This window comes from Pseudonocardia sp. NPDC049635, assembly GCF_040659795.1.
Taxonomy (GTDB): Bacteria; Actinomycetota; Actinomycetes; order Mycobacteriales; family Pseudonocardiaceae; genus Pseudonocardia.
Genome location: NZ_JBFAON010000033.1, coordinates 1 through 26,035, shown reverse-complemented (window position 1 = coordinate 26,035; position 26,035 = coordinate 1). Strand labels below are relative to the sequence as shown.

19 protein-coding genes are annotated in these 26,035 nt (G+C 75.3%); 9 read left to right on the top strand and 10 right to left on the bottom strand.

Going from position 1 to position 26,035, the window contains the following annotated elements; translation table 11 throughout:
• Nucleotides 1-95 precede the first annotated feature (95 nt).
• The 6 genes from AB0J24_RS25975 to AB0J24_RS25950 all read left to right on the top strand — a co-directional run bounded on the left by AB0J24_RS25975 (nucleotide 96) and on the right by AB0J24_RS25950 (nucleotide 6,445).
• Nucleotides 96-1,226: a histidine kinase gene (locus tag AB0J24_RS25975; protein WP_358686012.1), complete on the top strand. Its 1,131-nt coding sequence runs from the start codon at nucleotides 96-98 to the stop codon at nucleotides 1,224-1,226.
• Nucleotides 1,223-2,068 carry a LytTR family DNA-binding domain-containing protein gene (locus AB0J24_RS25970; RefSeq protein WP_358686010.1) on the top strand — a complete coding sequence of 282 codons (846 nt, stop codon included), beginning with the start codon at nucleotides 1,223-1,225 and terminating at the stop codon, nucleotides 2,066-2,068. The genes AB0J24_RS25975 and AB0J24_RS25970 overlap by 4 nt, the downstream gene beginning before the upstream one ends.
• On the top strand, nucleotides 2,065-2,601 hold the full coding sequence (locus tag AB0J24_RS25965) for a hypothetical protein (RefSeq protein WP_358686007.1): 537 nt from the start codon (nucleotides 2,065-2,067) through the stop codon (nucleotides 2,599-2,601). Before AB0J24_RS25970 ends, AB0J24_RS25965 begins: the two co-directional genes overlap by 4 nt.
• A complete protein-coding gene (locus AB0J24_RS25960) occupies nucleotides 2,598-4,265 on the top strand; it encodes a cation acetate symporter (RefSeq protein ID WP_358686005.1) in 1,668 nt (555 codons plus the stop codon). Before AB0J24_RS25965 ends, AB0J24_RS25960 begins: the two co-directional genes overlap by 4 nt.
• A gap of 189 nt (nucleotides 4,266-4,454) precedes the next feature.
• A complete protein-coding gene (locus AB0J24_RS25955) occupies nucleotides 4,455-4,808 on the top strand; it encodes a DUF485 domain-containing protein (protein ID WP_358686002.1) in 354 nt (117 codons plus the stop codon).
• The gene (locus tag AB0J24_RS25950) at nucleotides 4,805-6,445 is read left to right on the top strand and encodes a cation acetate symporter (RefSeq protein WP_358686000.1); all 1,641 of its coding nucleotides are present in this window, start codon (nucleotides 4,805-4,807) and stop codon (nucleotides 6,443-6,445) included. Before AB0J24_RS25955 ends, AB0J24_RS25950 begins: the two co-directional genes overlap by 4 nt.
• Before the next feature lie 254 nt (nucleotides 6,446-6,699).
• Here the strand turns inward: AB0J24_RS25950 and AB0J24_RS25945 are convergent, their stop codons facing one another.
• Together AB0J24_RS25945 and serS are read right to left on the bottom strand one after the other, a co-directional pair.
• Nucleotides 6,700-10,074, bottom strand: a complete 3,375-nt coding sequence (locus AB0J24_RS25945) for an ATP-dependent DNA helicase (protein WP_358685998.1) — start codon at nucleotides 10,072-10,074, stop codon at nucleotides 6,700-6,702.
• Nucleotides 10,075-10,125: 51 nt separating this feature from the next.
• Nucleotides 10,126-11,376: a serine--tRNA ligase gene (gene serS, locus AB0J24_RS25940; RefSeq protein ID WP_358685995.1), complete on the bottom strand. Its 1,251-nt coding sequence runs from the start codon at nucleotides 11,374-11,376 to the stop codon at nucleotides 10,126-10,128.
• Between the two features lie 80 nt (nucleotides 11,377-11,456).
• On the opposite strand from serS, the gene AB0J24_RS25935 reads away from it, so the two are divergent.
• Nucleotides 11,457-12,296 (top strand): LLM class F420-dependent oxidoreductase, encoded by an 840-nt coding sequence (locus AB0J24_RS25935; protein WP_358685993.1) that lies wholly within the window; start codon nucleotides 11,457-11,459, stop codon nucleotides 12,294-12,296.
• Nucleotides 12,297-12,439: 143 nt separating this feature from the next.
• On the opposite strand, the gene AB0J24_RS25930 is transcribed toward AB0J24_RS25935, so the two are convergent.
• Nucleotides 12,440-15,976 (bottom strand): ATP-dependent DNA helicase, encoded by a 3,537-nt coding sequence (locus tag AB0J24_RS25930; RefSeq protein WP_358685991.1) that lies wholly within the window; start codon nucleotides 15,974-15,976, stop codon nucleotides 12,440-12,442.
• Between the two features lie 67 nt (nucleotides 15,977-16,043).
• Between AB0J24_RS25930 and AB0J24_RS25925 the strand changes: the two genes are divergently transcribed.
• Together AB0J24_RS25925 and AB0J24_RS25920 are read left to right on the top strand one after the other, a co-directional pair.
• On the top strand, nucleotides 16,044-16,325 hold the full coding sequence (locus tag AB0J24_RS25925; RefSeq protein WP_358685988.1) for an MGMT family protein: 282 nt from the start codon (nucleotides 16,044-16,046) through the stop codon (nucleotides 16,323-16,325).
• Between the two features lie 37 nt (nucleotides 16,326-16,362).
• Nucleotides 16,363-17,823 (top strand): serine hydrolase domain-containing protein, encoded by a 1,461-nt coding sequence (locus tag AB0J24_RS25920; protein WP_358685986.1) that lies wholly within the window; start codon nucleotides 16,363-16,365, stop codon nucleotides 17,821-17,823.
• 52 nt (nucleotides 17,824-17,875) lie between these two features.
• Here the strand turns inward: AB0J24_RS25920 and AB0J24_RS25915 are convergent, their stop codons facing one another.
• From AB0J24_RS25915 to AB0J24_RS25885, 7 genes are all read right to left on the bottom strand, one after another.
• Nucleotides 17,876-18,637: a putative protein N(5)-glutamine methyltransferase gene (locus AB0J24_RS25915; protein WP_358685984.1), complete on the bottom strand. Its 762-nt coding sequence runs from the start codon at nucleotides 18,635-18,637 to the stop codon at nucleotides 17,876-17,878.
• A 26-nt stretch (nucleotides 18,638-18,663) separates the two neighbouring features.
• Entirely contained in the window at nucleotides 18,664-19,374 is a 711-nt protein-coding gene (locus AB0J24_RS25910; protein ID WP_358685982.1) for a sirohydrochlorin chelatase, read from the bottom strand.
• Nucleotides 19,371-20,561: a uroporphyrinogen-III synthase gene (locus AB0J24_RS25905; RefSeq protein ID WP_358685979.1), complete on the bottom strand. Its 1,191-nt coding sequence runs from the start codon at nucleotides 20,559-20,561 to the stop codon at nucleotides 19,371-19,373. Before AB0J24_RS25905 ends, AB0J24_RS25910 begins: the two co-directional genes overlap by 4 nt.
• A 98-nt stretch (nucleotides 20,562-20,659) precedes the next feature.
• Nucleotides 20,660-21,034: a nitrite reductase small subunit NirD gene (nirD, locus tag AB0J24_RS25900; RefSeq protein WP_358685977.1), complete on the bottom strand. Its 375-nt coding sequence runs from the start codon at nucleotides 21,032-21,034 to the stop codon at nucleotides 20,660-20,662.
• On the bottom strand, nucleotides 21,031-23,670 hold the full coding sequence (gene nirB / locus AB0J24_RS25895) for a nitrite reductase large subunit NirB (protein ID WP_358685975.1): 2,640 nt from the start codon (nucleotides 23,668-23,670) through the stop codon (nucleotides 21,031-21,033). Before nirB ends, nirD begins: the two co-directional genes overlap by 4 nt.
• A gap of 14 nt (nucleotides 23,671-23,684) precedes the next feature.
• The gene (locus tag AB0J24_RS25890) at nucleotides 23,685-25,118 is read right to left on the bottom strand and encodes an FAD-dependent oxidoreductase (protein ID WP_358685972.1); all 1,434 of its coding nucleotides are present in this window, start codon (nucleotides 25,116-25,118) and stop codon (nucleotides 23,685-23,687) included.
• Between the two features lie 122 nt (nucleotides 25,119-25,240).
• Nucleotides 25,241-25,855: a hypothetical protein gene (locus AB0J24_RS25885; protein WP_358685970.1), complete on the bottom strand. Its 615-nt coding sequence runs from the start codon at nucleotides 25,853-25,855 to the stop codon at nucleotides 25,241-25,243.
• Between the last annotated feature and the right edge of the window lie 180 nt (nucleotides 25,856-26,035).

The following is a 26,035-nucleotide window of genomic DNA, read 5'->3' as shown; positions in this document are numbered from 1 at the left end:
GGCGAGGCGGGACGAACCGATCACGTGGCGCAGGCTAGCGCCCGGGGCCGGTGACGGGCCCCGCGCGGGGGCCCGCCGCACCCTATTCTGACCGGGTGCCGGCCGAAGGGGACTCCGTACGCGGTGGACGCGCGTCCGGCGGCCGCACCGGCCTGCGGCCCCGTTTCGCCGACCGGTTCCGCACCGCGCCGACCCGCGAGACCGCTCGGCCGGACCTGACCGAGGTGCTGGAGGCCGGTGTCGCCGTCGCCGCCGGGTTGCGCTGCCCTGCCGGGTCCCCGGGCGCGGTCGACGCGCTGCAGCGGCTCGCCGGGCTGTGCGGGGCCGAGGCCGCCGGGCTCCTGCTGCCCGGGCAGCCGGAGTCCTGGTGGGGTCCGGGCCGCGAGGAGGGCATCGCGCTCGGGCTGCGCGCCCGCGACGCCGGCCGCAGACTGACCGACGGCGACCTGCTCGCGCTCCCCGTGCCGGTGGGCACCGATCCCGCCGCCGCCGACCCGGTTCTGGTGCTCGACGGCGCCGTCGGCCTCCCCGCCGCGCGGCGTGCCGCCGGGTTCGTCGCCGACGCCCTCGAACGCGCCGCGCTGGACGCCGGCGCCGCGGCCGCCGAGGCCGCCCGCCTGCGCGAGCTGCGGGCGCAGATCTCGCCGCACTTCGTCTACAACGCGCTGACCACCATCGCGTCGTTCGTCCGCTCGGACCCGGCCCGGGCCCGGGACCTGCTGGAGACCTTCGCCGACTTCATCCGGCACTCGCTCGCCGCGCGCGGTGACTACACCCCGCTGGCCGACGAGTTCCGTTCCGTCGAGGCCTACCTGACGCTGGCCCGCGCGGTGCTCGGTGAGCGGCTCCGGGTACAGGTGCGGGTGGCGCCGGAGGTGCTGCCGGTGGCGGTCCCGGTGCTCGCTCTGCAGCCGTTGGTGGAGAACGCCGTGCAGCACGGCGTCGAACGGAGCCCGGACGGCGGTCTGGTGCAGGTCAGCGGGGAGGCGGAGGGCGATGTCTGTGTGGTCGCGATCGAGGACGACGGCCCCGGCATGAACCTCGAGCACGCCAGGGCGGTGCTGGCCGGGACCGCCGAGGGGTCCGGGCTGGCGCTGGTCAACGTGGACCGGCGGCTGCGCGCCGTCTACGGGCCGGAGCACGGGCTCGTGATCGAGACCGCCCCCGGCGCGGGCACCCGCATCGTGCTGCGCATCCCGCGGTTCCAGCCGGGGGTGGTCGTATGACCGATCGGCTCCGCGTGCTGGCCGTCGACGACGTCGCGCCCGCGCTCGACGAGATCTGCGCGCTGCTGGCCGACGCCCCGGACGTCGGGCACGTCGCGCGGGCCGGGGACGCGGTCGAGGCGCTGCGCATGATCCCGGCCGGATCGTTCGACGCGGTGCTGCTGGACATCACGATGCCCGGCATGGACGGCCTGGAGCTGGGTGGTGTGCTGGCCGCCATGGCGAACCCGCCCGAGATCGTGTTCGTGACGGCGTTCGAGGAGCACGCGGTCGCCGCGTACGGCCTCGGCGCGGTCGACTACCTGCTCAAGCCGGTCGGTGCCGACCGGCTCGCGGACGCGCTGCAACGGGTGCACCGCGCCCGGGCCGGGCGGACCGCGAGTTCGTCGACCGCCCCGCCCGGCCCCGCCGACGGCGGCCCTCCGCTCCCCCGGGTCGACGAGCTGGCCGTGCTGCCGGTCGAGCTGGCCGGGCGCACCCGGTACGTCCGCCGCGAGGACGTCCGGTTCGTCGAGGCGCACGGGGACTACGTGCGCCTGCACACCCCCGGCGGTTCGCACCTGGTGCGGATCCCGCTGTCGCGGCTGGAGGAGCACTGGGACGCGCACCACTTCGTCCGGGTGCACCGCAGCTTCCTGCTCCACCTGCCGGCGGTGCTGGAGCTGCGCAGCGACGCCGGTGGCGGGCTGCTGGCGCACACCGACGCCGGGGACGTGCCGGTCAGCCGCCGGCACGCCCGCGAGCTGCGCGACCAGCTGATGGCGGCGGCCACCTCCGGGGCGCTCGACCCGCACGCCGCGGGCACCGGGGACGACGACCGCGAGGGCCGAGGACCGCGATGAACCGCCCGCGCCGGGTCGCCGTGACCGCGCCGCCGGATCCCGGTGTGCGGCCCCGCCCGGTGCCGCCCCGGCCGGTGCCGGAGACCCTGCTCGATCCGGCGCGGGCCGAGCTCGCCCGCAGCACCCGCCGCGCCCAGGTGAGACGGGCCGCGCTCACGCTCGTGTGCGGCGCGCTGCTGCTGCTCGGCGTGCCCGTGCTGCTGCGGCTGGCCCCCGGCCTGTCGCAGTGGCGGCCCGCCGGTCTGCCGCTCGGCTGGATCCTGGTCGCCTGGGTGCCGTACCCGCTGCTGGCCCTGCTCGCGTGGTGGCACCTGCGCGGCGCCGAGCGGGCCGAGCGGGCCGGTCGCGAGCAACCGGGCCCGGTCGACCGCCCCGCCGCGCCGCCCCCGGCCGAGCCGGCCGAGCTGGCCGGGCCGGGGTCGGACGGGGCCGGCCCGGCCGGCACCGCGACCCGGGACACGTCCGACACGACGGCCCCGGGCACGCACTCCCCGATCCCACCGGCCGCCGAGCACCGGGCCACGTCCACGTGACCGTCGCCGCCGTCGTCACGCTGCTGTTCGTCACGGTCCTGATCGGCGCCCGCGGGGTCGCCGCGATGCGGACCACGTCGGACTTCCTGGTCGCCTCCCGGCGCACCTCGCCGATGCTCAACGCGGCCGCCGTCTCCGGGGAGTACCTCTCCGCGGCGTCGTTCCTCGGTGTCGCCGGGCTCGTCATCAAGGAGGGCACCGGGGCGCTGTGGTACCCGGTCGGGTTCACCGCCGGCTACCTGCTGATGCTCGCCCTCGTCGCGGCCCCGATGCGGCGGACGGGCGCGCTCACCGTGCCCGGGTTCGCCGAGGCCCGGCTGGGCTCGCGGTCGCTGCGCCGGTTCTGCGCGGTGGTCGTCGTGGTGATCTGCATGCTGTACCTCGTCCCGCAGATCGTCGCCGCCGGGCAGCTGCTGACCCTGGTGTCCGGTGTCGACTACTGGGTGGGCGTGGTGATGTCCGGGCTGGCCGTGGGCGTCACGCTGGCGCTGGGCGGGATGCGGGCCGCCACCTACGTCCAGGCGTTCCAGTTCGCGCTGAAGCTGCTGCTGTTCGCCGGCCCGGCGATCTGGCTGCTGCTGCTCGCCGGACCGCAGCTGCGCGCCGAGATGGCCGCACCGCCGGAGTTCACCCACTTCACCCAGCAGACCCCGGTCGACTTCCGGCTCGACACCGACCTCGTGGTCACCGAACCGACCCTGGTCGCCGTGGACGGCGTCCCCACCCGGCTGGCCCCCGGGGCCTACGAGGCGCTCGCCGACCAGGTCTGGACGTTCCCGGCCGGTGCGGCCGTGCCGGAGCTCGGCGGCGACCGGGCATCGCTGCCGGTGCCCGGCGGTGCGGACTGGGCGCTGCCGCTGCTCGGGACCGGTGACGCGGCGCCACTGCTCGCGACCTGGTCGGTGCTGGTGGCCACCGCGCTCGGCACGATGGGCCTGCCGCACATCATCGTCCGCTTCCACACCAGCCCGGACGGCCGTGGCGCCCGCCGGACGGCCGCGATCACGGTCGCGATGCTGGGCACGTTCTACCTGTTCACGATCGTCTACGGGCTGCTCGGGACGGTGCTGACCCCGGAGCTGTACCTGGCCCAGGGCACCGACACCGCGATCGTCACGCTGCCCGGCCGGATCACCGACGGCAGCACCGCGTCGGTGCTGACCGCGCTGCTCACCGCCGGTGCGTTCGCCGCCTTCCTCGCCACCTCGCTGGGCCTGCTCCTGGCGCTGTCCGGTGCGCTCGCGCACGACCTCATGCCCTCGGGCCTGCGACGGCTGCGGCTCACCGCCCTGGCCTCCTCGGCAGCTGTCGTCCCGGCCGCGCTGCTGATGGTCCGCATCGACGTCAGCGCCGCGGTGACCTCGGCGTTCACCGTCGCCGCGTCCACCTTCTGTCCGCTGCTCGTGCTCGGCCTGTGGTGGAAGGGGTTGACGGCACGCGGGGCGTACGCCGGAATGGTCACCGGGCTGGTGGCGTCGGTGGGCGCGATGGCGCTGGGCGCTCTGCTCGGGCTGGACGGCACGGTCGGCATGCTCCTCTCCCAGCCGGCGCTGCTCTCGGTGCCGCTCGCGTTCGTCATCATGATCACGATTTCGTGGACCAACGCCGTCCCCGCGTGGGCGGAGGATACGATGTTGCGGCTCCATCTGGCCGATCGCGAGTAGGCCGACCGCACACTCCCCTGCTACGTGTCAAGACCGCTGGTCGAGTTCTCCCGCGCCCGATCGTCCGGTCGTCCGCCGTTTGCATCACGGTCCGGATGAGAGCGACATCCGGGGTTCCGCCCCCGCCCACAAGGCCCTTTCCTAGTGCGCAGTCCGTGGCCGCGCGCGGATTTATGCAAGGAGGCATACGTGAGTACGACCGAGTCCGACGAGCAGACCGGCGGGGCACCACCGCCAGGTCCCGACTGGGCGGCCGTGCAGGCCAGCCCCGACTTCCAGGAGCTGCGCAAGCGGCTCCGTGGCTTCGTCTTCCCGGTCACGGCCGGGTTCCTGGCCTGGTACCTGCTGTACGTCCTGCTGGCCAGCTTCGCCCCCGACTTCATGGCGATCCCGGTCCTGGGGAACATCAACCTGGGCCTGATCCTCGGCCTGCTGCAGTTCGTGTCGACGTTCGCGATCACCGTGGTCTACATCCGTTTCGCGGACCGCAAGCTCGATCCGCTGTCGTCGAAGATCCGTGACGAGATCGAGGGGGCGGCGTGAACGTTCTGGCACAGGAGGGCGGCGCCGCCGCCAGCCCCATCCTCAACATCTCCATCTTCCTGATATTCGTGATCGGGACGTTGGGGATCGTCTTCTACGTCAACAGCCGGCACGCCAAGAAGACCGCGGCGGACTTCTACACCGCGGGTGGTGGCTTCTCCGGCACCCAGAACGGCTTCGCGATCGCGGGTGACTACCTGTCGGCGGCGTCGTTCCTCGGCATCGCCGGGGCGATCGCCATCAACGGTTACGACGGGTTCCTCTACTCGATCGGCTTCCTGGTCGCCTGGCTGGTCGCACTGCTGCTGGTCGCCGAGCTGCTGCGGAACACCGGCCGGTTCACCATGGGCGACGTGCTCGCGTTCCGGATGCGCCAGCGCCCGGTCCGGGCCGCCGCAGCCACCTCGACGCTGGCCGTCTCGTTCTTCTACCTGCTCGCCCAGATGGCGGGCGCCGGTGCGCTGGTGTCGCTGCTGCTGGGTGTGTCCGGCGCGTTCGCACAGGGCGCGGTGATCGCCGTCGTCGGTGTCGTGATGATCGCCTACGTGCTGATCGGCGGGATGCGCGGCACCACCTGGGTCCAGATGATCAAGGCGGTTCTGCTCATCGCAGGCACCTTGGTCATGACGATCTGGGCACTGGCGCTGTTCGGTTTCAACTTCTCCGCCCTGCTCGGTGCGGCCGTCGAGGCCAACCCGGAGGACGGCGCAGGCCTGCTCTCGCCGGGCCTGCAGTACGGCGCGACCACCCTGTCGAAGATCGACTTCATCTCACTGGGTCTCGCCCTGGTGCTCGGCACCGCGGGCCTGCCGCACGTGCTGATGCGCTTCTACACGGTGCCGACGGCCAAGGAGGCCCGCAAGTCGGTCGAGTGGGCGATCTGGCTGATCGGCCTGTTCTACCTGTTCACCCTGGTCATCGGCTACGCTGCCGGCGCCCTGGTGGGGCCGGAGACGATCCTCGAGGCACCCGGCCGGGTCAACTCCGCGGCCCCGCTGCTGGCCTTCGAGCTGGGCGGGCCGATCCTGCTGGGCGTGATCGCGGCAGTCGCCTTCGCGACGATCCTCGCGGTCGTCGCCGGGCTGACGATCACCGCGTCGGCGTCGTTCGCGCACGACGTCTACATCAACGTGATCAAGCGCGGTGACGTCGAGGACACCGAGGCCACCCAGGTCAAGGTGGCCCGGCGGACCGCGATCGTGATCGGCATCGTCGCGATCCTGGGCGGCATCCTCGCCCGCAACCAGAACGTCGCGTTCCTCGTGGCGCTGGCGTTCGCCGTGGCGGCGTCGGCGAACCTGCCGACGATCCTCTACTCGCTGTTCTGGAAGCGCTTCAACACCACCGGTGCGCTGTTCTCGATCTACGGCGGCCTCGCGGTCACGCTGCTGCTGATCGTGTTCTCGCCGGTGGTCTCCGGGCGCGGGCCGGACGCTCCGACCCCGTCGGTCTTCCCGAACGCGGACTTCATGCTGTTCCCGCTGTCCAACCCCGGCCTGGTGTCGATCCCGGCATCGTTCCTGCTGGGTGCCATCGGTACCTACATCGGCCAGAAGCGGCACGACGGCAGCAAGTACGCCGAGATGGAGGTCCGGTCGCTGACCGGTGCCGGCATCGCGAAGGCGAGCGCGCACTAGCGGGACGGTCCTCCACGCACACCACACGAGCCCGCGTCCCGGCACCCCGGGGCGCGGGCTCGTCGCCGTGCCGCACCGCACCGCGCCGCACCGCGCCGTGCCGCACCGCGCCGTGCCGTGCCGCACCGCGGTGCAGCGCACTGCGCTGCACCGCCGAGATGCAGCCCAGCGGGAATTGTGGATCTTCGACGCCCGCTCAGGTGCATCTCGGTGGATCGGGAGCACTGCAGTGGGCGGACCCGGTCCGATCGGGGTCAGGCCGCGGGCACCCCGGCCACCAGGGCGTGCAGACGCTCGGCGTCGAGCAGGTCGGCCGGACGCAGGGTCACCCCGTCGCGGACGTAGTGGAAGGCCGCCCGCACCCGGTCCGCCGGGACGCCCTGCAGCGCCGCCCACGCCAGCCGGTAGGCGGCCAGCTGCACCCCCACGGCGTGCTCGCGTTCCGGCCCGGGTGGGCTGCCGGTCTTCCAGTCGACGACCGTCCAGCCGCCGTCCGGGTCGGCGAACACCGCATCCATCCGGCCGCGCACGGCGACCCCGGCCAGCACGGTCTCGAACGCGACCTCGACGTCGACCGGCTTGCGGTCGGCCCACTCCGAGGCCTCGAACGCGGCCTGCAGCTCGGCCAGCTCGGCGGCGTCGCTGTCGGAGGTGACGCTGTCGTCGGCAGCACCGGGGAGCTCGTCGATGTCGAGCAGCCGCTCCGCACCGAACCGCTGCTCCAGCCAGGCGTGGAAGGCGGTGCCACGGCGGGCGTACGGGTTGGGTGGCATCGGCACCGGGCGGCGCAGCCGGACGGCCAGCCCGTCCGGGTCGTCCGCCAGCTCCACCAGGCGGCTCACCGACAGCCGCCCCGGCAGCGCGACCGTGGGCCGGGCCGCGGCCGCGGCCCGCTCCGCGAGCAGGACGTCGACGTCGGCCGCCCACCCCTCCGGATCACCCTCGGCGTCGGCCACGGACGGTTCCGGGCCCGGCTCGGTCGGGGGCAGGTCGAGCAGGGTGAGCTGGTCGGCGGGGGCGCGCCTGCCCCGCCGCGGCCGCTTGGACCGGGCTCGCAGCGCCTCGCGCACCAGGTCCGCCCCCGCCCGGACCTCGTCGCTGCGGTCCCCGAACGGGTCCGGCGGCCACTGCGCGGTCCGCTCCACCCCGAGCGCCGGGTTGCCGGTGTCCGCCTCCGGCGGCGGCGCCCACGCCTCCAGCACGCCGACCTCGGAACCGCCGGGGCCCTGCAGGATCTCGGCGAGCTCGGTCAGGAAGACCGAGGGCTCCTTGGGCCGTTCCCCGGTGGCGGGCCAGCGGTGCCCGGAGACGAGCAGGGTGCGCTCGGCGCGGGTCAGCGCGACGTAGAAGAGCCTGCGCTCCTCGGCGAGGCGACGCTCGTCGAGCGCCTCGTCGTGCGCGTCGAGCGCCCGCTCGACCTCCTTGCGGTCCGCACCGGGCGGTGGCAGGTCCAGCCCGGGCAGGTCGTCGGCGTCGCCCCGCAGCGGCACCGGCAGGTCGGACGGGTCCTTGAGCCAGCTGCCCGACATCTTGCGGCCCGGGAAGACCTGCGCCACCAGGTGCGGGACGGCGACGACCTCCCATTCGAGGCCCTTCGCGGCGTGCACGGTGAGGATCTGCACCCGGCCCGGGGCGACCTCGACCTCACCCGGGGTCAGCCCCTCCTCGGCCTGCTCGGCGGTGTCGAGATAGTCGAGCAGCGCGTCCAGCGACGCCACGTCGGCCCCGGCGGCGAAGTCGGCCACCACGTCGGCGAACGCGTCCAGGTGCGCGCGACCGGTCGGCCCCGGCCGCGAGGTGGTCTCCACGTCGAGCAGCAGTGTCCGCTCGACGTCGGCGACCAGATCGGTGAGCGGGGCGGCCGCCCGGGCCCGGAGCTGGGACAGCTCGCGGCCGATCCGGCGGATCCGGTCGAACCCGGCGGGCGAGTAGCGTTCCGGACCACCGGGATCGTCGAGCGCGTCGACCAGCCCGGCCTGCTCGGCCTGGTCACCGGGGAGCGCCCCGAGCGCCAGCTCGGCCGCGGTGAGCGGGCCGGGGCGGGCCGGACGGCCGGGGACGAGCTCGCGGGCGCGCTGCCACAGCGCCGCCAGGTCGGCGATGCCGAGTCGCCAGCGTGGACCGGTGAGCAACCGGACCGCCGAGGGGCCGGCCAGCGGATCGGAGACCACCCGCAGCGCGGAGACCAGGTCCCGGACCTCGGGGGTGGACAACAGCCCGCCGAGGCCGACCACCTCGACCGGCAGGCGGCGGTCGCGCAGCGCGGCGGCGAGCGCGTCCATGTCGGCGCGACGGCGCACCAGCACCGCCGCGGTCGGCGGGGTGCCGGTGCCCTCCTCCCCCGCCCCGGCGTGCCAGCGGGCCGCGATGCCGTCGGCGACCCAGGCGATCTCCGCGGCGACGTCGGGCAGCAGCGCGGCCCGCACGTCACCGGGCTCGGCACCGTCGAGCGGCCGCAGCTCCCCGACCCGGACGGCGCCCGGTGCCGTGCGCAGCGGCTCGGACACCCGGTTCGCCAGCACCAGCACCTCGGCCGGGTTGCGGAAGCTGGTGAGCAGGCCGTGCACCGGCGCCGGGTCACCGCCTGCGGACGGGAAGTCGGTACGGAACCGGTTGAGGTTCCCGGCGCTCGCCCCACGCCAGCCGTAGATCGACTGGCAGGGGTCGCCGACAGCGGTGACCGACCGGTGGCCGGGCTCGTCGGGTTCTGGTGCGAACCCCGGCGGCACGCCGAACAGGGCACGCAGCAGGACCCGCTGGGCGTGTCCGGTGTCCTGGTACTCGTCGAGCAGGACGGCCCGGAACTGGGTGCGCTCGATCCGCCCGACCTCCGGGTCGGCCTCGGCGATCCGCGCCGAGAGCGCCATCTGGTCGGAGAAGTCCATCGCCTGCTCGGCCTGCTTGCGACGGGCGAACTCCTCGACCAGCGGCAACAGCTCGAGCCGCATCCGCTGCCCGGCGATCCGCGCCTTGTACCCGGCGGACGGCTCGGCCCGCTGCCGCTTGCCCGGTGGTGCGTGCTCGAGCACCGGCAGGATCCGGGAGGCGAGCCGCTCGACCTCCGCCGGGTCCACCAGGTGCTCGCCGAGCTCTCCGGCCAACGCCAGCAGGTACCCGGTGACCGTCGCCGGGACCCGGTCGATCTCCAGGTCGGCCGCCCAGGTGGAGACGACCCGGTGCGCGAGCTGCCAGGTCGCGGTGGGGCTGAGCAGCCGGTTCGCCGGTTCGGCCGGCAGCCGCAGCGCGTGCTCGCCGACCAGCCGGCCGGCGTAGGCGTGGTAGGTGGACACGGTCGGCTCACCCGCCAGCAGCGCGGCACGCCGGGAGCCGCCGGGATCGAGATCGTCGAGCAGGCGGGACCCGGCCAGGCGGCGGAGCCGGGACCGGATCCGGGTGCCGAGCTGCTGCGCGGCCTTGCGGGTGAACGTGAGCCCCAGCACCTGCTCGGGCAGCACCCGGCCGGTGGCGACCAGCCAGACCACGCGGGCCGCCATCGTCTCGGTCTTCCCGGCACCCGCACCGGCCACGACCAGTGCCGGCCCGGCCGGGGCCGCGATCACCGCGGCCTGCTCCGCGGTCGGCGGGTGCAGACCGAGCGCGGTGGCGAGCTCGGCCGGGGACGGATCCATACCCGGTGTTCTACCGGGCTCCCCCGACGGTTCCGCCGGGGGTGCCCGGGCTCAGCCCTGCGGCGTACCGACGGTGGCGGGGGCGCCGTGGCGCTGCAGGACCTCCGGGACGGCGACGGTGCCGTTCGCGTCCTGGAAGTTCTCCATGATCGCGAGCATCGCCCGGGCGGTGGCCCCGGTGCCGTTGAGGGTGTGCAGCGTCTCGGTCGGCGCGCCGGGCTCGCGCCGGAACCGGATGTTCAGCCGTCGTGCCTGGTAGTCGGTGGTGTTCGAGCAGGAGGTGATCTCCCGGTAGCGCTGCTGCACCGGGAACCACGCCTCGATGTCGTACTTCTTGGCGGCCGGGTTGCCGAGGTCGCCGACCGCGATGTTCTGCACCCGGTAGGGCAGACCGAGCTCCTGCACGATCGACTCCTCGTGCGCGAGGAGCTGCTCGTGGACCTCGTGCGACTGCTCGGGCAGGCAGTAGACGTACATCTCGACCTTGTCGAACTGGTGCACCCGGAACATGCCCTTGGTGTCCTTGCCGGCGGCGCCCGCCTCGCGCCGGAAGTTCGTCGAGAACGCGACGTAGCGGGCCGGCAGCTCGTCGAGATCGACGATCTCGTCCATGTGGATGCCGGCCAGCGCCACCTCGGAGGTGCCCGTCAGGTAGAGGTCGTCGCGCTCCAGCCGGTAGAGGTTCGACTCCTCGGTGGGCAGGAACCCGGTGCCGTACATCGCCCGCTCGTTGGCGAGCACCGGGCCGAGCACCGGCACGAAACCCTCGCCGACGATCTTGTCCATGACGTGGCGGAACAGCGCCATCTCCAGCCGGGCGACGTCGCCGAACCGGTAGGCGAAGCGCGAACCGGCCAGCCGGGCACCGCGGGCCATGTCGACCCGGCCGGTGGACGACGCCAGGTCGAGGTGGTCGCGGGGGGTGAAGTCGAACGACGGCGGCTCGCCCCAGGTCCGGACGGTGACCGCGTCCTCCTCGGCCATGCCGTCCGCGGCCGTCGGGGCGGGCAGGTTCGGGATCCGGGCCAGCAGCGCGGTGCGCTCGGCATCGGCCGCGGCGAGCTCCTCCTCCGCGGCGCGCAGCTCCTCCTTCTCCTTCTTGAACTGCTCGACCTGCTCCGGGGTCGGCTTCCCCTTCGGCCGCTGCTTCTGCGCCGCGCGCAGCCCACCGACGTGGTCGGTCAGCTCCCGCCACCGGACGTCGACCGCGAGGAGGGCGTCGAAGTCCGCGGACGCGCCGCGACGGGACAACGCCGCGCGGAACCGGTCCGGGTCCTGTCGGGCCGCCTTCAGGTCGATCACAGCGGGTCCAGCCTCTCGGGTCGGGAGTCGCCATCCTAGAGCGGCGCACGATCGGGTCCGCGCGGTGGTAGACCGGAGACATGACCATTTCCCTCGGCCGGTACGGCGTATGGCGACACGCGGGCGGCCTCACCCCGGAACTCGCCCGCGAGATCGAGTCCCTCGGGTTCGGCACGGTATGGATCGGCGGCTCCCCGCCCGGGGACCTGCAGCTCGCCGAGGACCTGCTCGACGCCACCGGGTCGCTGGTCGTGGCGACCGGCATCGTGAACATGTGGACGGCGCCGGCCGACGAGGTGGCGCGCTCCTACCACCGGATCGCCGCCAGGCACCCGGACCGGTTCCTGCTCGGTGTCGGGATCGGGCACCCGGAGGCGATCGGCGACTACAGCCGCCCGTACGCGACGATCGTGGAGTACCTGGACCGGCTCGACGCGCTGGACGTGCCGGTCGCGGGCCGCGCACTCGCCGCCCTCGGACCGAAGGTGCTCGACGTGGCCCGGGAGCGCACCGCGGGCGCCCACCCCTACCTGACCACGCCCGAACACACCCGCACCGCCCGCGAGCGACTCGGGGACGGTGTGCTGCTGGCCCCCGAGCACAAGGTCGTCCTGAACGACGACCCGCAGGCCGCCCGGGGCCTGGGCCGACCGATCGTGCACAAGCCCTACCTCGGCCTGCGGAACTACCGGGCCAACCTGGCCCGGCTGGGCTGGTCGGAGTCCGACATGGACGACGGAGGCAGCGACGCACTGATCGACGCGCTGGTCGCGCACGGCACGCCCGAGCAGGTCGCGGCCCGGCTCGACGAGCACCTCGCCGCGGGTGCCGACCACGTCTGCGCCCAGGTGCTCACCCCCGGCCTGAAGGACCCGGAGGCGGACCTGCGACGGCTGGCCGCGGCGCTCGGCATCGGCTGAGCACCCCGCCCCGCCTCGGCGCCGCGGGCGCCGCCGGTCGCCGAGATGCGGCTCAGCGGGAATTGTCGATCTCCATCGCCCGCTGGTCCGCATCTCGGCGCGGCCGGGTCCGGGGCGGCGCGGCCGGGTCCGGGGCGGCGCGGTCAGCCGTCGACGACGGTCCGCCCGGACTCGACGGCCGGGCAGCTGGTGCGCACCGGGCAGCGGTCGCAGTCCGGCCCCGCCCTGGCCACGAACACCGCGCCCGCCGAGTCCTCGGCGCAGCGCATCAGCACGTCCCGCCAGTGACCCATCTCCTCGGGCTTCAGTGGTGGCTGCCGGGGTTCCTTCGCCTCTCCACCGGCCTTCCGGTCGGCGAGGAACAGCAACCGCGCACCCCCCGGCTCGACACCGCCGCCGACGACCTCGTCGAACGCGCCGAGCGAGGCCGCGAGCTGGTAGACGGCGAGCTGGTGGTGCTCGGCTGTCGCCCTGGCCGAGGTGGCCGTCCGGCCCGTCTTCACGTCGACCACCACCGGCCGGCCCTGGTCGTCGCGTTCGAGGCGGTCGACCCGGCCGCGCAGCCGCACCCGGCGCGCTGCCCGGGCCGCCCCGCCCCCCTGGCCGGAGGGCGACGCCACCTCCTCGAGCAGCGGATCGGCCTGTGGTGGCCGGTCGCCCTCGACGGCGGGCCCCTCCGGCGGCGGGTCGCCGTCGAGATCGAGCTGCATCGGCTGCTCGACCGCGACCAGTGTGAGGCCCTCGGCCCTGCTGCGCCGGACCCAGTCGTCGAACGCGGCCAGCATCTGGCGTACCCGGGTCAGCTCGCGCCGGCCGAACCAGGGCGCCCCCGCATCGAGCCGCCGCCACGCCGACTGCAGCGCCTGCTCCAGCTCGGCCGGGTCGGCCCCGGCGGCGCGGGCCTGCACCAGCGCGTGCACCAGCGAGCCGGTGACCGCGGAGAGCGCACCGGACTCGTCGCCGCCGTGGCGGGACAGCACCCAGCGCAGCGGGCAGCCGGCGATCGTCTCCACGTCGGACGGTGAGATCGGCACCACCTCGCCGTCCGTGCGCAGCGGCGCGTGGTCGGACAGCTCGGGCAGGCCGTACCAGCCGTCCGGATGGGCTCCGGGCACGCCGTCGGCGGCGAGCCGCGCGAGCTGGGTCGCCGCTCTGCGCCGCCGGGCCGCCCGCGCGGGGTCCCCGCGGTCGGGTGCGGTGACGGCGCGGCGCAGCTCCCCCACCAGCTCGGGCAGCACCAGCGAACGCTCCGGCCGGTGCACCGGCCGGGCCTCGGCGGCGTCGGCCGGCCGCGGGTCGAGCTCGTCGAGGAAGCGGGAGGGTTGCTCGTCCTCCCCCTGCACCGCGCTGACCAGCAACATCGACCGGGCCCGGGTGCAGGCGACGTAGAACAACCTGCGCTCCTCGGCCAGCAGCGGCGCCGTCCGGGACACCGCGGCACCGGGCTCGGCGACACCGGCGACGAGATCGACGAGCTGCTCGTGACCGAGCAGGCTGCCGCGCAGCCGCAGGTCCGGCCACAGCCCCTCCTGCACCCCGGGGACGGCGACGACCGTCCACTCCCGGCCGCGCGCGGCGTGTGCGGTGAGCAGCTCGACGGCACCGCCGCGCGGTGCCTGCGGGGCGAGCGTCTCCCCGGGCAGCTGCTGGTCGGCGAGGTACTCCAGGAACCCGCCGACGTCGGCACCGGGCAACCGGTCGGTGTAGCGGGCCGCGGCGTCGAACAGGGCCAGCACGGCGTCGAGGTCGCGATCGGCGGCGGCGCCACCGGGGCCGCCCCGCGCGCTCGCCTCGCTCCAGCGCCGCGCCAGGCCGGTGCGGCGCCACACCCGCCACAGCGTCTCCTCGACCGAGTCGCCGGCCGCGATGGAGCGGGCCGCGGTGTCGAGCAGGCGGCCCACGTCGCGCATCGGCGCCGCCTCGGCCGGTGACAGCATCGCGAGCGGATCGGGGCGCCCCTCGGCCGCCTCCCGCAGCATCGCGACCAGGAGCGGGTCACTGCTCGCGGTGGCCGGGTCGGGCACGCCGGGTTCGGGATCCTCGTCGTCGGGGAAGACCCGGACGGCGTCGCCCGCGGCCGCGTGCAACCGCAGCAGGCCGCGCCGCAGCCGCCGCATCCGCATCGGGTCACCGCCGCCGAACGGCGAGGTCAGCAGCGAGTTCGCCAGGTCGGCGTCGATCGAGGCGGGCTTCGCGGCGGCGCGGAGCACCAGCAGCAGCGGGACGACGGCGGGCTGGCGCGGCAGCGGCACCTCGTCCGGTGGTGCGACGATCGGGACGCCCGCCGCGGCGAGCGCCCGCCGCAGCGCGGGCAGCGTGCGGCGCGCGGACCGGGACAGCACCGCCATCTCCGACCAGGGCACACCGTCGACCAGGTGCGCACGGCGGAGCCGGTCGGCGATCCAGCCCGCCTCCGCGGACGGGGAGCCGAAGACGCGCACCTGGACGAACTCGCCGGCACCGGACCCGGCCGGGGCGGGTCGCCCACCGGGCCCGGTCGCCGCAGGTCGCTCACCCTGACCGGCCGGGCCCGGGTGCTCACCGGGACCGGCCGGAGCCGGGTGCTCACCGGGACCGGCGGGGGCGCGCCGGACCCGGGTGCGCCCGGCGCCGGGCAGCTTCTCGGCCAGCCGCAGCCCGGCCGTGCGGACCTCTGCGCGCTGCCGGTGGTCGACGGTGAGCAGCTCGGTCGGGGCCTCGATCGCGTCGAGCCCGCGGGCGTCGGCACCGCGGAAGGTCAGCACCGCCTGGTCGGGATCACCGGCGATCAGGGTGGACCCGGCGTCCGCGGCGAGGGTGGCGACGAGCTCCATCTGCTGCGGATCCAGATCCTGCGCGTCGTCGACCAGCAGGTGCCGGATCCGCTGCCGCTCCAGTTCGCGCAGGCCGGGATCGGCGGCCAGCGCGTCCAGCGCGGCGGCCACCAGCTCGGCCGCGTCGAGCGCAGGCGCCGTCGCCTGCGGGGCGCCCCGACCGGCGGCGCCGCGGAGCAGGGTGACCTCCTCGTAGGTGCGGAAGAACCGGGCCGCCGCCGTCCACTCGTCACGACCGTGCGCCCGGCCCAGCTCGGCGAGCTCGTGCGGGCCGAGCCCGCGCTCGGCAGCACGCAACAGCAGCTCACGGAGCTCGGCGGCGAACCCGGGCAGCCCGAGCGCCGGATCCAGGCGCTCCGGCCAGCCCGAGCCGGGGACGCTGCCGTTCCAGTTCTCGATCTCCCCGGCGAGCAGCTCGCGGACCACGACGTCCTGCTCGGCGGAGGCCAGCAACCGGGGTGGCGGATCCTCGTGCCGGGCGGCGTGCAACCGCAGCACCCCGAACGCGTACGAGTGCACCGTGCGCACCAGCAGCTCACGGGTGGTGCGGGCACCGAAGTCACCGGCCGGTCCGCCGCCCCCGGCGGTGAGCACGGTGGTCAGCCGCCCGCGCAGCTCCTCGGCCGCCCGCCGGCTGCCGACCAGCAACAGCACCGAGCCCGGCGGAACGCCGGCGCGCAGCCGCCCGGCGACCGCGTCCAGCAGGAGGCTGGTCTTCCCGGTGCCCGGCCCGCCGAGCACCCGCAGCGGGCCGCGCTCGTGCGCCAGGACGCGGGCGGCAGCGCCCGACCACTCCCGCGGCGGTTCGACCACCGGACCGACGCGCACCAGGCGCGGGGACGCCTGTTCCGCGGCTGCTCGGGTCATGTACCGATTCGACCACGCGACACCGACGGTCGGGCCGGCGCGCCCCGGATGGCGGGAGGATCGGGGGGTGGACGAGCAGACCGTGGAACGGGTCCGGGACGTCGTGCGGTCGATACCGCCGGGGCAGACGCTGAGCTACGGCGAGGTCGCGGAGCTGGCCGGGCTGCGCTCGGCCCGGCTGGTGGGCCGGGTCCTCGCCGAGGACGGCGCCGACCTGCCCTGGCACCGGGTGGTGCGCGCGGACGGCCGCGCGGCCCCGCACCTCGCCGCCGAGCAGGCGGCGCGGCTCCGTGCGGAGGGAGTGCTGATGGTGGACGGCCGGTTGCCGCGGGAGCACCGCCGTCGCTGACTTGTCAGCTTTTACGTAACTACGTACTATTGTTGTCATGGTGCAGCACGCGACCCCGGCCCGGGGTACCCGGACGGCCCGGTCCCGTGGGGTGGCCGGGGTCCTGGTGGTCACGGCGGTCCTGGCCGGGCTACTGCTGGGTGGCCTCGTCGGCCCGCACGGGCCCCGTGCGGCACCGCCCGCCGGCGACCCGGGCCCGGCCGCCGACCTCGCCGCTGCCTTCGGAGACCCACGCGGGTTCGGCGCCGTCACCGCGGCCCGGGTCCAGGACGGCGTCACCACCGTCGCCACCCTCGGTTCCGCCGGGGTGACACCCGGCCCCCGTGCGCGCTACGAGCCCGGCTCCATCGTCAAGACCTTCACCGCGATGCTCGTCGCCGACGGGGTCGAGCGCGGTGAGCTCCGGCTCACCGACCGGGTGGAGGTGTGGCTCCCCGAGCTGACCGGGACGCCGGCCGGTTCGGTGACGCTGCAGGAGCTCGCGACGCACACGTCCGGTCTGCCGCCGGCGACCGCCGCGGCCTCGCTGGTCCCCGTCCTGACCAACGAGAACCCCTACGACATCTCGACCGCCGCGCTGCTCGACGACGCCCGCAACGCCCCGCTGGGCGAGCGCGGCGGTTTCGCCTACTCCAATCTCGGTTTCGCGCTCCTGGGTCATGCGCACGCCCGGGCCGCCGGTGCCGCCGACTGGCCGGCGCTGCTGCACGAACGCCTGCTGGACCCGCTCGGGATGACGGAGACCTCGATCCGCACCGACGGGCCCGATCCCGAGGTGGCGCCGCTGCTGTCGAACGGATGGCGGGCCCCCTCCTGGTGGGGCGAGGGGTTCGCACCGTCCGGGGCGGCCGCCACGACGACGGCCACGGACCTGGCCCGCTTCGCCGACGCCGTGCTGGCCGGCCGCGCCCCGGGTGCGGCGGCGCTCGAACCACTCGCCCCGGCCGGCGGGACCGACCGGATCGGCCTGGCCTGGTACGTCTCGGAGATCGACGGCCGCACCGTCACCTGGCACAACGGCGGGACCGGCGGCCACCGTTCGCTGATCGCGCTGGACCGCGAGCGCGGCGAGGCCGTCGTGGTGCTGAACAACACCGATCGCTGGGCCGACGAGCAGGGCCTCGCGCTGCTGACCGGTGGAAGCTCCGAGGAGGGGCCGGACACCGGGGTCGCGCTCTGGGTGGTCACAGCCGTCGGGGTCGCCGCGCTCGCCGGATCGGTCGTCTCGCTGCTGCGGGTGCGCAGCCGCACGCACCTGGGTGGCGGGATCCTGCTCGGGCTGTTCGCGCTGGTGCTGCTGCTGACCTCGGGCCCGTGGGTCGTCGTGCCCGGTCCGTTGTGGACCGCGTCGGCCGCGGGGTGGCTCGCCGTCGTCGGGCTCGCGGTCCGGCGATGGCGCGCGCTGCCGGGCCGCACCCCCGGACGGCGTACCGCGACCGAGCTGACGACCACACTCCTCGCCGCGGTCCTGCTGGCCCTGACGGTCTGGGCGTCCTGACCCGGCCCTCGAGAGCGACGAGACGGCGCCGTCGACGACCGTCCCGCAACGCTCAACCGTCCCGCAGCGCACCCTCCACCCAGGTCGCGTCGCGTTCTGCGTCGTGACCGGTCGTCGGGGTGAGGCCGGCCCGCTCGAACGCCGCCGCCAGAGCGGGCGCCTGGTCCGTGGAGGTCTCGATCAGCACCCGCCCGCCGGGAGCGAGCCAGCGCGGCGCCTCCCCGGCGATCCGGCGGGCCGGGTCGAGACCGTCGGTGCCGCCGTCCAGCGCGATCCGGGGTTCGTGGTCGCGGGCCTCCGGCGGCAACGCGGCGATCTCACCGGTGGGCACGTAGGGCGTGTTCGCGACGACGACGTCGACCCGCCCGCGCAGCGCCTCCGGCAACGCGTCGAACAGGTCCCCGGTGTGCACGGTGCCGGCCCCGGCGAGGTTGGCCACGGCGCAGGCGGTCGCGGCCGGGTCGATGTCCGCGGCGTGCAGCTCGACCGGTGCCCGCCGGGCGATCGCCGACCCGATCGCACCGCACCCGCAGCACAGGTCGACGACGACCGCACCGGGCCGCAGACCCCGGACGACGGCGTGCACCAGCGCCTCGGACCGACGCCGGGGCACGAACAGCCCGGGTGCCACCCGGACCTCCAGGCCGTCGAACCGGACCTGGCCGAGCAGGTGCTCCAGGGGTTCCCCGGCGATCCGGCGCCGCACCAGCCGGTCCAGCTCCGCACCGGACGCGGCGGCCTCCAGCAGCGCCGCCTCGTCCTCGGCGAACACGCAGCCCGCGGCCCGCAGCTTGGCTGCGAGGGGCACGCTCATCCGGCACATCGTGCCCGATCCCGGGATCAGGCGGCGCGCTCGATCTCGGCGGCAGCGGCCCGGTAGCGGGCGAGCACTGCTCGCACGACGTCGTCGTGCACGCCCAGCGGGTCGGCGACGACGTCCGCGCCGCAGTCCAGCAGCCGGTTCTGGAACACCCCGGGCGCGAGCAGCCAGGACGCCACCGCGACCCGCCGCGTACCCGCCCGGTGCAGCTGCTCGACGAGCGCCGGCGCGCAGGGGTCGCCGGTCGCGGCGAACCCGACCCGCACCGGGCCGCCGACCAGCCGGGACAGCATCCCGGCGGCCACCCGGACCTGGGCGACCGCGGCCGGGTCCGACGATCCGGCCGCCCCCAGGACGACGGCGTCACCGTCCCGGTACCCGGCGGCGCGGAGCCGGTCCAGGGCGGCCGAGGCGAGCAGCGGGTCCGGGCCCACCGCCGGGGTGGTCCGGAACCGGGCCGGGTCGGCCCCGGCCTCGGCGAGCTGGGCGGGAAGGTCGACCCGCACGTGGTAGCCGGCGGCCAGGAACGCCGGGACGACCACCGCACCGTCGGCACCCCGGTCCTGCAGTGCGATCACCGCGTCGAGGACCTTCGGTCCGCGGACGTCGACGTAACAGATCTCCACCCGCGGGCCGTGCGCCGCGACGGCGTCGGCCAGCGAACGGACCACCGCGTCGGCGGCGTCGGACCGCGACCCGTGCGCGACCAGCAGCAGCGGGAGCCCGGTCACCGCTGGTCCGCCGGGAGGTCCGCGCAGTGCCCGTCGTGCCCGGGTTCGAGCGCCAGCCGGTACCCGCGCCGGACGACGGTCTGCACCAGTCCGGGCACGCCGAGCGCGGCCCGCAACCGGGCGATCGCGTTCTCGACGGCGTGCTCGTCACCGGCCCCGCCGGGCTGCGCGGCGAGCAGGTCGGCGCGCGAGACCACCCGTCCCGGCCGGCGGGCGAGCAGCCGCAGCAGCGCCATCGGGGTCGGCGGGAGGGGGCACAGCCTGCCGTCCACCAGGACGGCGTGGCCGCGCAGCTCCAGCACGTGCCCGGCGACCGGCAGCGTGCGGGCCCGCGCCGGTGCGACCGACTCGCAGGTCCGCACCATCGCGCCGAGCCGGGACCGCTGCGGCGCCACGGTGGGTACGTCCAGCGCCTCCAGCGGCGCCGCGGTGACCGGCCCGACGCACAGCGCGAGCACCGGCCCGCGCAGCGCGGTCAGCAGATCCTCGCGCAGCCCGCGCTCCCCGGCCCGGGCCAGTATCCCGGCCGCGGCGGGGGCGCTGGTGAAGGTCAGTACGTCGATCCCGCCGGCCAGGGTGTTGTCGATCAGCCGGTCCAGCGGGCCGATGTCCAGCGGCGGCGCCCACCGGTACACCGGCACCGTGATCACCTCGGCGCCCGCCATCTCCAGGGCCTCGACGACATCGGGCAGCGGCTCACCGTGCAGCTGGACGGCGATCCGGCGGCCCTCGACGCCGCGCATCAGCAGGTGCTCCAGGACCTCGGCGGTCGACTCCGACTCCGGCGACCAGGCGTCGGTCAGCCCGGAGGCCCGGATCGCTCCGCGCGCCTTCGGTCCGCGGGCCAGCAGCTCGGAGCCGGCCAGCGCGGCCAGCAGCTCCTCACCGATGCCCCAGCCGTCGGCGGCCTCGATCCAACCGCGGTAGCCGATCCCGGTGGTGGCCACGGTGATGTCCGGCGGGGCCGCGACCAGCTCCCGGGTGCGGCGCTCCAGCCGGTCGTCGTCGGCGAGCGCGACGATCCGCAACGCCGGGCCGTGCTGGACGGTCGCCCCCCGTCGTTCCAGCATGGTGGCGAGCTCCTCGGCGCGCCGGGCCGCGGTGATCCCGACGGTGAAGCCGGCGAGCGGCGGCACCAGGGCCGGGTCGGTGGTGGGGCGTGCGTCTCGTGCGGCGGATCGGGTCACCGGTCCTCCGTTCCTCCGGCCGGTCACCAACGGCCGGCGTGCGGCGCGGACTCCGGGGATGTCGCGGGTGGTGGTCGCGGCAGCGTGGGTCGGGTGGGTCACCGTATCCCGATCTGCACCGAGTCGCCCACGACGCGTACCGCGAACGCGGGCAGGCTCACAGTCGGATCGTCCAGGCAGCGGCCGTCGCGCAGCGCGAACACCTGTTTCAGGACCGGTGACGCGACGGTCGGCTCCCCGGCGCGGTCGCCGGTGATGCCACGGGACATGACCCCGGCCCCGCTGAACGGGTCGATGTTCCCGAGGGCGTACAGCGAGCCGTCGGCGAGCCGGAACAGCGCCACCGCGACGTCACCGACCAGGGCCGCCGCACCGCGGCCCGGCAGCAACCGGTCGAGGTCGCAGACGTCGACCCAGGCGGCGGGTTCCTCGCCGACCCCGGCCGGGACGGGGGACGCGTGCACGGTGGTCATCGCGGGGACACCTCCGGGAGTCCGATCAGCACGGGTTCGTCCGGTCGCCCGGGCGCCGGGACGTTCTGCCCCCGCTCCCGCACGAACCGGATCGTCGGGTCGGGCGCATCGGGCGCATTGACGAAGGACACGAAGCGGGACAGTTTCTCCGGGTCGTCGAGCACCCCGGCCCACTCGTCGGCATAGGAGTCGACGTGCCGGGCCATCGCGGCGTCCAGCTCCGCGCAGATGCCCAGCGAGTCGTCCACGATCACCGACCGGAGGTGGTCGAGCCCGCCTTCCATCGACTCGATCCACGGTGCGGTGCGCTGCAACCGGTCCGCGGTGCGGATGTAGAACATCAGGAACCGGTCGATGGTCCGGATCAACGTCTCGGAGTCGACGTCGGAGACGAGCAGTTCGGCGTGCCGCGGGGTGAACCCGCCGTTGCCGCCGACGTAGAGGTTCCAGCCGGTCTCGGTGGCGATCACCCCGAAGTCCTTGGAGCGGGCCTCCGCGCACTCCCGGGCGCAGCCGGACACGCCGGACTTGAGCTTGTGCGGCGAGCGCAGCCCGCGGTAGCGCAGCTCCAGCTCGACGGCCATGCCGACCGAGTCCTGCACGCCGTAGCGGCACCAGGTCGTCCCGACGCAGGACTTCACCGTGCGCAGCGACTTGCCGTAGGCGTGCCCGGACTCGAATCCGGCGTCGACCAGCCGACGCCAGATCGCGGGCAGGTCGTCGACGCGGGCGCCGAACATGTCGATCCGTTGCCCACCGGTGATCTTGGTGTAGAGCCCGAAGTCGCGGGCCACCTCGCCGATCACGATCAGGCCCTCGGGCGTCACCTCGCCGCCGGCGATCCGCGGCACGACCGAGTAGGTCCCGTTGCGCTGCATGTTCGCCAGGAAGTGGTCGTTCGTGTCCTGCAGCGACGCCTGCTCTCCGTCGTGGATGTGCCCGTTGCCCAGCGACGCCAGGATCGATGCGACGACCGGTTTGCAGATGTCGCAGCCCGTACCGCGGCCGTGCTTCGCGATCAGCTCCGAGAACGAGGTGATCGCGGCCCCGGCGACGATCTGGAACAGCTCGGCCCGCGAACGGTCGAAGTGCTCGCAGAGGGCCTTCGAGACCTCGACACCCTGCTGCTCCAGCAGCTTCTTCAGGGTCGGCACGCAGGACCCGCAGGTGGTGCCGGCCCGGGTGCACGCCTTGAGCGCGGGCACGTCGTGCGCGCCGTCGTCGATCGCCGCGCACAGCGTCCCCTTGGTGACGGCGTTGCAGGAGCAGACCTGCGCCGAGTCCGGCAACGCCGACGCGTCCGGGTCGAGCCCGCCCGTCGAGATCAGGGTGACCGGGTCGGCCGGCAGGGCCGAACCGACCAGCGGGCGCAGCGAGCCGTAGCGCGAGGCGTCGCCGACCAGCACCCCGCCGAGCAGGGTGCGGGCGGTGGTGTCGATGCCCGCTCCGGTGGGGGCGGTGGTGTCGATGCCCGCTCCGGTGGGGGCGGTGGTGTCGATGCCCGCTCCGCCCCCGACACGCGGGGGGCCCACGACGAGCTTGGAGTAGGTGCCCGCCACGGGATCGTCGACGACGATCTCCAGCGCGCCCTCCGTCGTCGCGTGCGCGTCGCCGAAGCTGGCGACGTCGACGCCGAGGAGCTTGAGCCGGGTGGACGTGTCCAGCTCGCCGGGTGTCATCCGGGCCGCGCCGCCGAGCAGCCGGTCCGCGACGACCTCGGCCATCGCGTACCCGGGCGCGACCAGCCCGTAGGTGCGGCCCTCCAGGGCGGCGCACTCGCCGATCGCCCAGACGGCCTCGTCCCGGGTACGGCAGCGGTCGTCGACCAGCACCCCGCCGCGTTCCCCGACGGGCAGGCCGCAGGCACGGGCCAGCTGGTCGGCGGGCCGGATGCCGGCGGAGAAGACGACCAGGTCGGCGTCCAGCTCGACGCCGTCGGACAGCGTCGCCACCAGCCGACCGCGGTCGGCGGCGGTGATGCCGGTCAGCGACACCCCGGTCCGCACCGAGATCCCCTGCTCGGTGACCAGCCGCCGCAGCAGCGCACCACCGCCGGGGTCGACCTGCACCGGCATCAGCCGCGGCGCGATCTCCACGACCTGCGGGGACAGCCCCAGCAGCCGCATCGCGCGGGCCGCCTCCAGCCCGAGCAGCCCGCCGCCGACGACGACCGCCGATGGGCGTCCCTTCCGGTCCGGGTCCGCCGAGGCCGCCGCGGCGGCCTCGGTGATGGCGTCCAGGTCGTCCAGGGTGCGGTAGACGAAGCAGCCCGGCAGGTCCCGGCCCTGCACCGGCGGGACGAACGGGTGGGAGCCGGTGGCCAGCACCAGGGCGTCGTAGCCGAACGTCCGCCCGGACGCGGTGCGCACCCGGTGGGCGTCCCGGTCGATCGCCGCGACGGCGTCGCCCAGGTGGTAGGTGACGAGCGGGTCGTCGCGCAGGCCCTCGTCGTCGAGCCGCAGCTCCTCCTCGGACCTGCCGTCCACATAGGACGACAGCGCGACCCGGTCGTAGGCGCGGCGGGGTTCCTCCCCGACGACGGTGATCTCCCAGTGCCCCGCGGTGTCCCGGTCGCGCAGCGCGGCGACCAGCCGGTGCCCGACCATGCCGTTCCCGACGACGACCAGACGGCTCACGGCGTGTTCCCCCCTCATGCAGCGCTCTCCTGCGGCGGCTCGGCCTGCTCCAGCCAGTCGCGGATCCCGCAGACCGTGTCCCGGCAGCTGCCGCAACCGGTCGTGGCGCGGGTCCGGCGCGACAGCGCTTCGAGATCGTGTGCGCCGTCACGCCAGGCGGTGACCAGCGTGTCCTTGGTGACGGTGTTGCACCGGCAGACGACGGCGGTGCCGGGCAACCCGCCCGGGTCGCCGGTCGCTGCGGCCTCACCGGGCAGCGCCCGCCCGAGCAGCAGCGCGAGCCGGTCCTCCGGAGCCGGGTCGCCCGAGTCGTAGAGCCCGGTGACGGTGGCGGCGGCGTCCGGCAGGCCCAGCATGATCGCGCCGACGACCCGGTCGTCGCGCAGCGAGAGGACGCCGTAGCGGCCGCGGCGCGGATCCGAGACGTGCAGTCGCTCGTCGCCGTCGGCGACGTCACCGACCGCGGCCAGGTCGATGCCGGCCGCCTTCAGCCGGGTGACCGGGCGGGTACCGCGGTACCGGGCGGCCGGATCGGCCCCGGTGAGCAGGTCGGCGAGCACCGCGGCCTGCTCCCAGCCGGACTGGACCAGCCCGGCCGCGGCGTGCGGGTGCTGCGCACAGTCGCCGACGGCGTGCACCCGGCCGTCGTCGGTGGCGAGCCGGTCGTCCACCAGGATCCCGCGGTCCACGGCCAGCCCGGCGTCCGCGGCGAGCCCGGTCTCGGCCCGCACCCCGGCGGCGACGACGACGGCGTCCGCGGCGATCCGGCTGCCGTCGTCGCAGTCCAGGCCGGTCTCGGGGGTCCACGCCTTGGCGCCGACGCCGCAGCACACGTCGACGCCGAGCTCGCGCAGCGCACCGGCCAGCACCTCCCCCGCACCGGCGTCGAGCTGGCGCTCCATCAGGTGCGTGCACGGATGGACCAGGGTGACCGCGACACCCCGGCCGGCGAGCCCGCGGGCCGCCTCCACGCCGAGCAGTCCCCCACCCACCACGGCGATCCGGGCCCCCGGCGCGGCGACCGCGAGGATCCGCGCACAGTCGTCGAGATCCCGGAACGCGCTCACCCCGGGTGCCAGGGCCCCGTCCGGTCCGACGAGCCCGTCGACCGGGGGCAACCAGGCCCGGCAGCCGGTCGCGAGGACCAGCTCGTCGTAGGGGTGCTCGGCGCCGTCGGCGGAGTGCACGACGCGGGCGGCCCGGTCCAGGGCGGTCGCGGCGACGCCGGTGTGCAGCGTGACGCCGTCCGCAGCGGGCAGCGCGACCATCGGCGCGGCCAGGCCGCCGGCGAGCACGGTGGACAGCAGCACCCGGTTGTAGGCGGGGTGGGCCTCGGCGCCCAGGACGGTCAGCGACACCCGCTCGCCGTCCGGGTCGCGCCGGCGGACCTCCTCGGCGAACCGGGCACCGACCATGCCGTGCCCGACCACCACCACGCGCCTGCTCATGGCCCCGACGGTAGGAATACGGGGTTACACGCAGGCGGCCCGGGGTGACACAGGCGTTACGAGGCCCTCATTCTTCCCAGGTGGGGACCGTGAGGCGGGCTACCGGCCGCCGCTGCGCGCGGTCACCGCCGGACGGTCAGGGCGGCCCAGGCCAGCGCCACCCCGACCACCAGTGCGCCCGGCTGGTGCGGCGGCAGCAGGCAGACCACGGCCCCCAGCGCCAGCAGGACGCTCGCCCCCCGGGAGAACGCCCGCCGCCGCCACCCGGCCACCGCCAGCGCACCGAAGCCGACCAGGCCGAGCACCATCTTCGGCGCCCGGCTCAGCAGCGCCATCGGGTTGTCCAGCGCATCCCACTGGGCGTCGGTCACCAGCCCGGTGAGCCCCGCCAGCTCGGTGCCCATCGACCAGGCGTTGGCGGCCAGGAACACGCACGCCGCCACCACCACGGCCACCACGGCCCGCGGCAACCCGGCGCGCACGCCGAACGACGGCAGTGCCAGCACCAGGGTGACCAGACCGGCCGTCATGACCAGGTTCGCCGTCACGCACAGCGGGCTGCCCACCGCCTCCCGGCCGCTCAGCCCGGAGAGCAGGACGTGGCTGGAGATGTAGGCGGCCGCGCCGACCGCGGTCGTCAGTCCGCCGGCGACGACGGCGGTCCCCGGCCACGACCGGTGCTGCGGCGCCGGTGGTGGGTCCGGCACCTGCGCCCGGTCCGGATTCACTGCGGTCATCGGTTCCTCCCCGTGTTCGGTGGCGGGGACCAGCCTGCTCCGCGCCGCCGTCCGGCCGCTGCGGCCGCCGGGCGCCACCGCGGACCCCTCGCGCTGGTCGCGACCGTGGTGAACCGCTGGTTCGTCGCCCGCCGCGGCCTGGTGTCCGGGATCCTCACCGCGGCGTCGGCGACCGGGCAG

Bases quoted from the DNA above. Each gene is read 5' to 3' on its own strand.
- AB0J24_RS25970 (WP_358686010.1), top strand. From the start codon at position 1,223: ATGACCGATCGGCTCCGCGTGCTGGCCGTCGACGACGTCGCGCCCGCG.
- AB0J24_RS25965 (WP_358686007.1), top strand. From the start codon at position 2,065: ATGAACCGCCCGCGCCGGGTCGCCGTGACCGCGCCGCCGGATCCCGGT.
- AB0J24_RS25945 (WP_358685998.1), bottom strand. From the start codon at position 10,074: ATGGATCCGTCCCCGGCCGAGCTCGCCACCGCGCTCGGTCTGCACCCG.
- AB0J24_RS25935 (WP_358685993.1), top strand. From the start codon at position 11,457: ATGACCATTTCCCTCGGCCGGTACGGCGTATGGCGACACGCGGGCGGC.
- AB0J24_RS25930 (WP_358685991.1), bottom strand. From the start codon at position 15,976: ATGACCCGAGCAGCCGCGGAACAGGCGTCCCCGCGCCTGGTGCGCGTC.
- AB0J24_RS25920 (WP_358685986.1), top strand. From the start codon at position 16,363: ATGGTGCAGCACGCGACCCCGGCCCGGGGTACCCGGACGGCCCGGTCC.
- AB0J24_RS25915 (WP_358685984.1), bottom strand. From the start codon at position 18,637: ATGAGCGTGCCCCTCGCAGCCAAGCTGCGGGCCGCGGGCTGCGTGTTC.
- nirD (WP_358685977.1), bottom strand. From the start codon at position 21,034: ATGACCACCGTGCACGCGTCCCCCGTCCCGGCCGGGGTCGGCGAGGAA.
- AB0J24_RS25890 (WP_358685972.1), bottom strand. From the start codon at position 25,118: ATGAGCAGGCGCGTGGTGGTGGTCGGGCACGGCATGGTCGGTGCCCGG.
- AB0J24_RS25885 (WP_358685970.1), bottom strand. From the start codon at position 25,855: ATGACCGCAGTGAATCCGGACCGGGCGCAGGTGCCGGACCCACCACCG.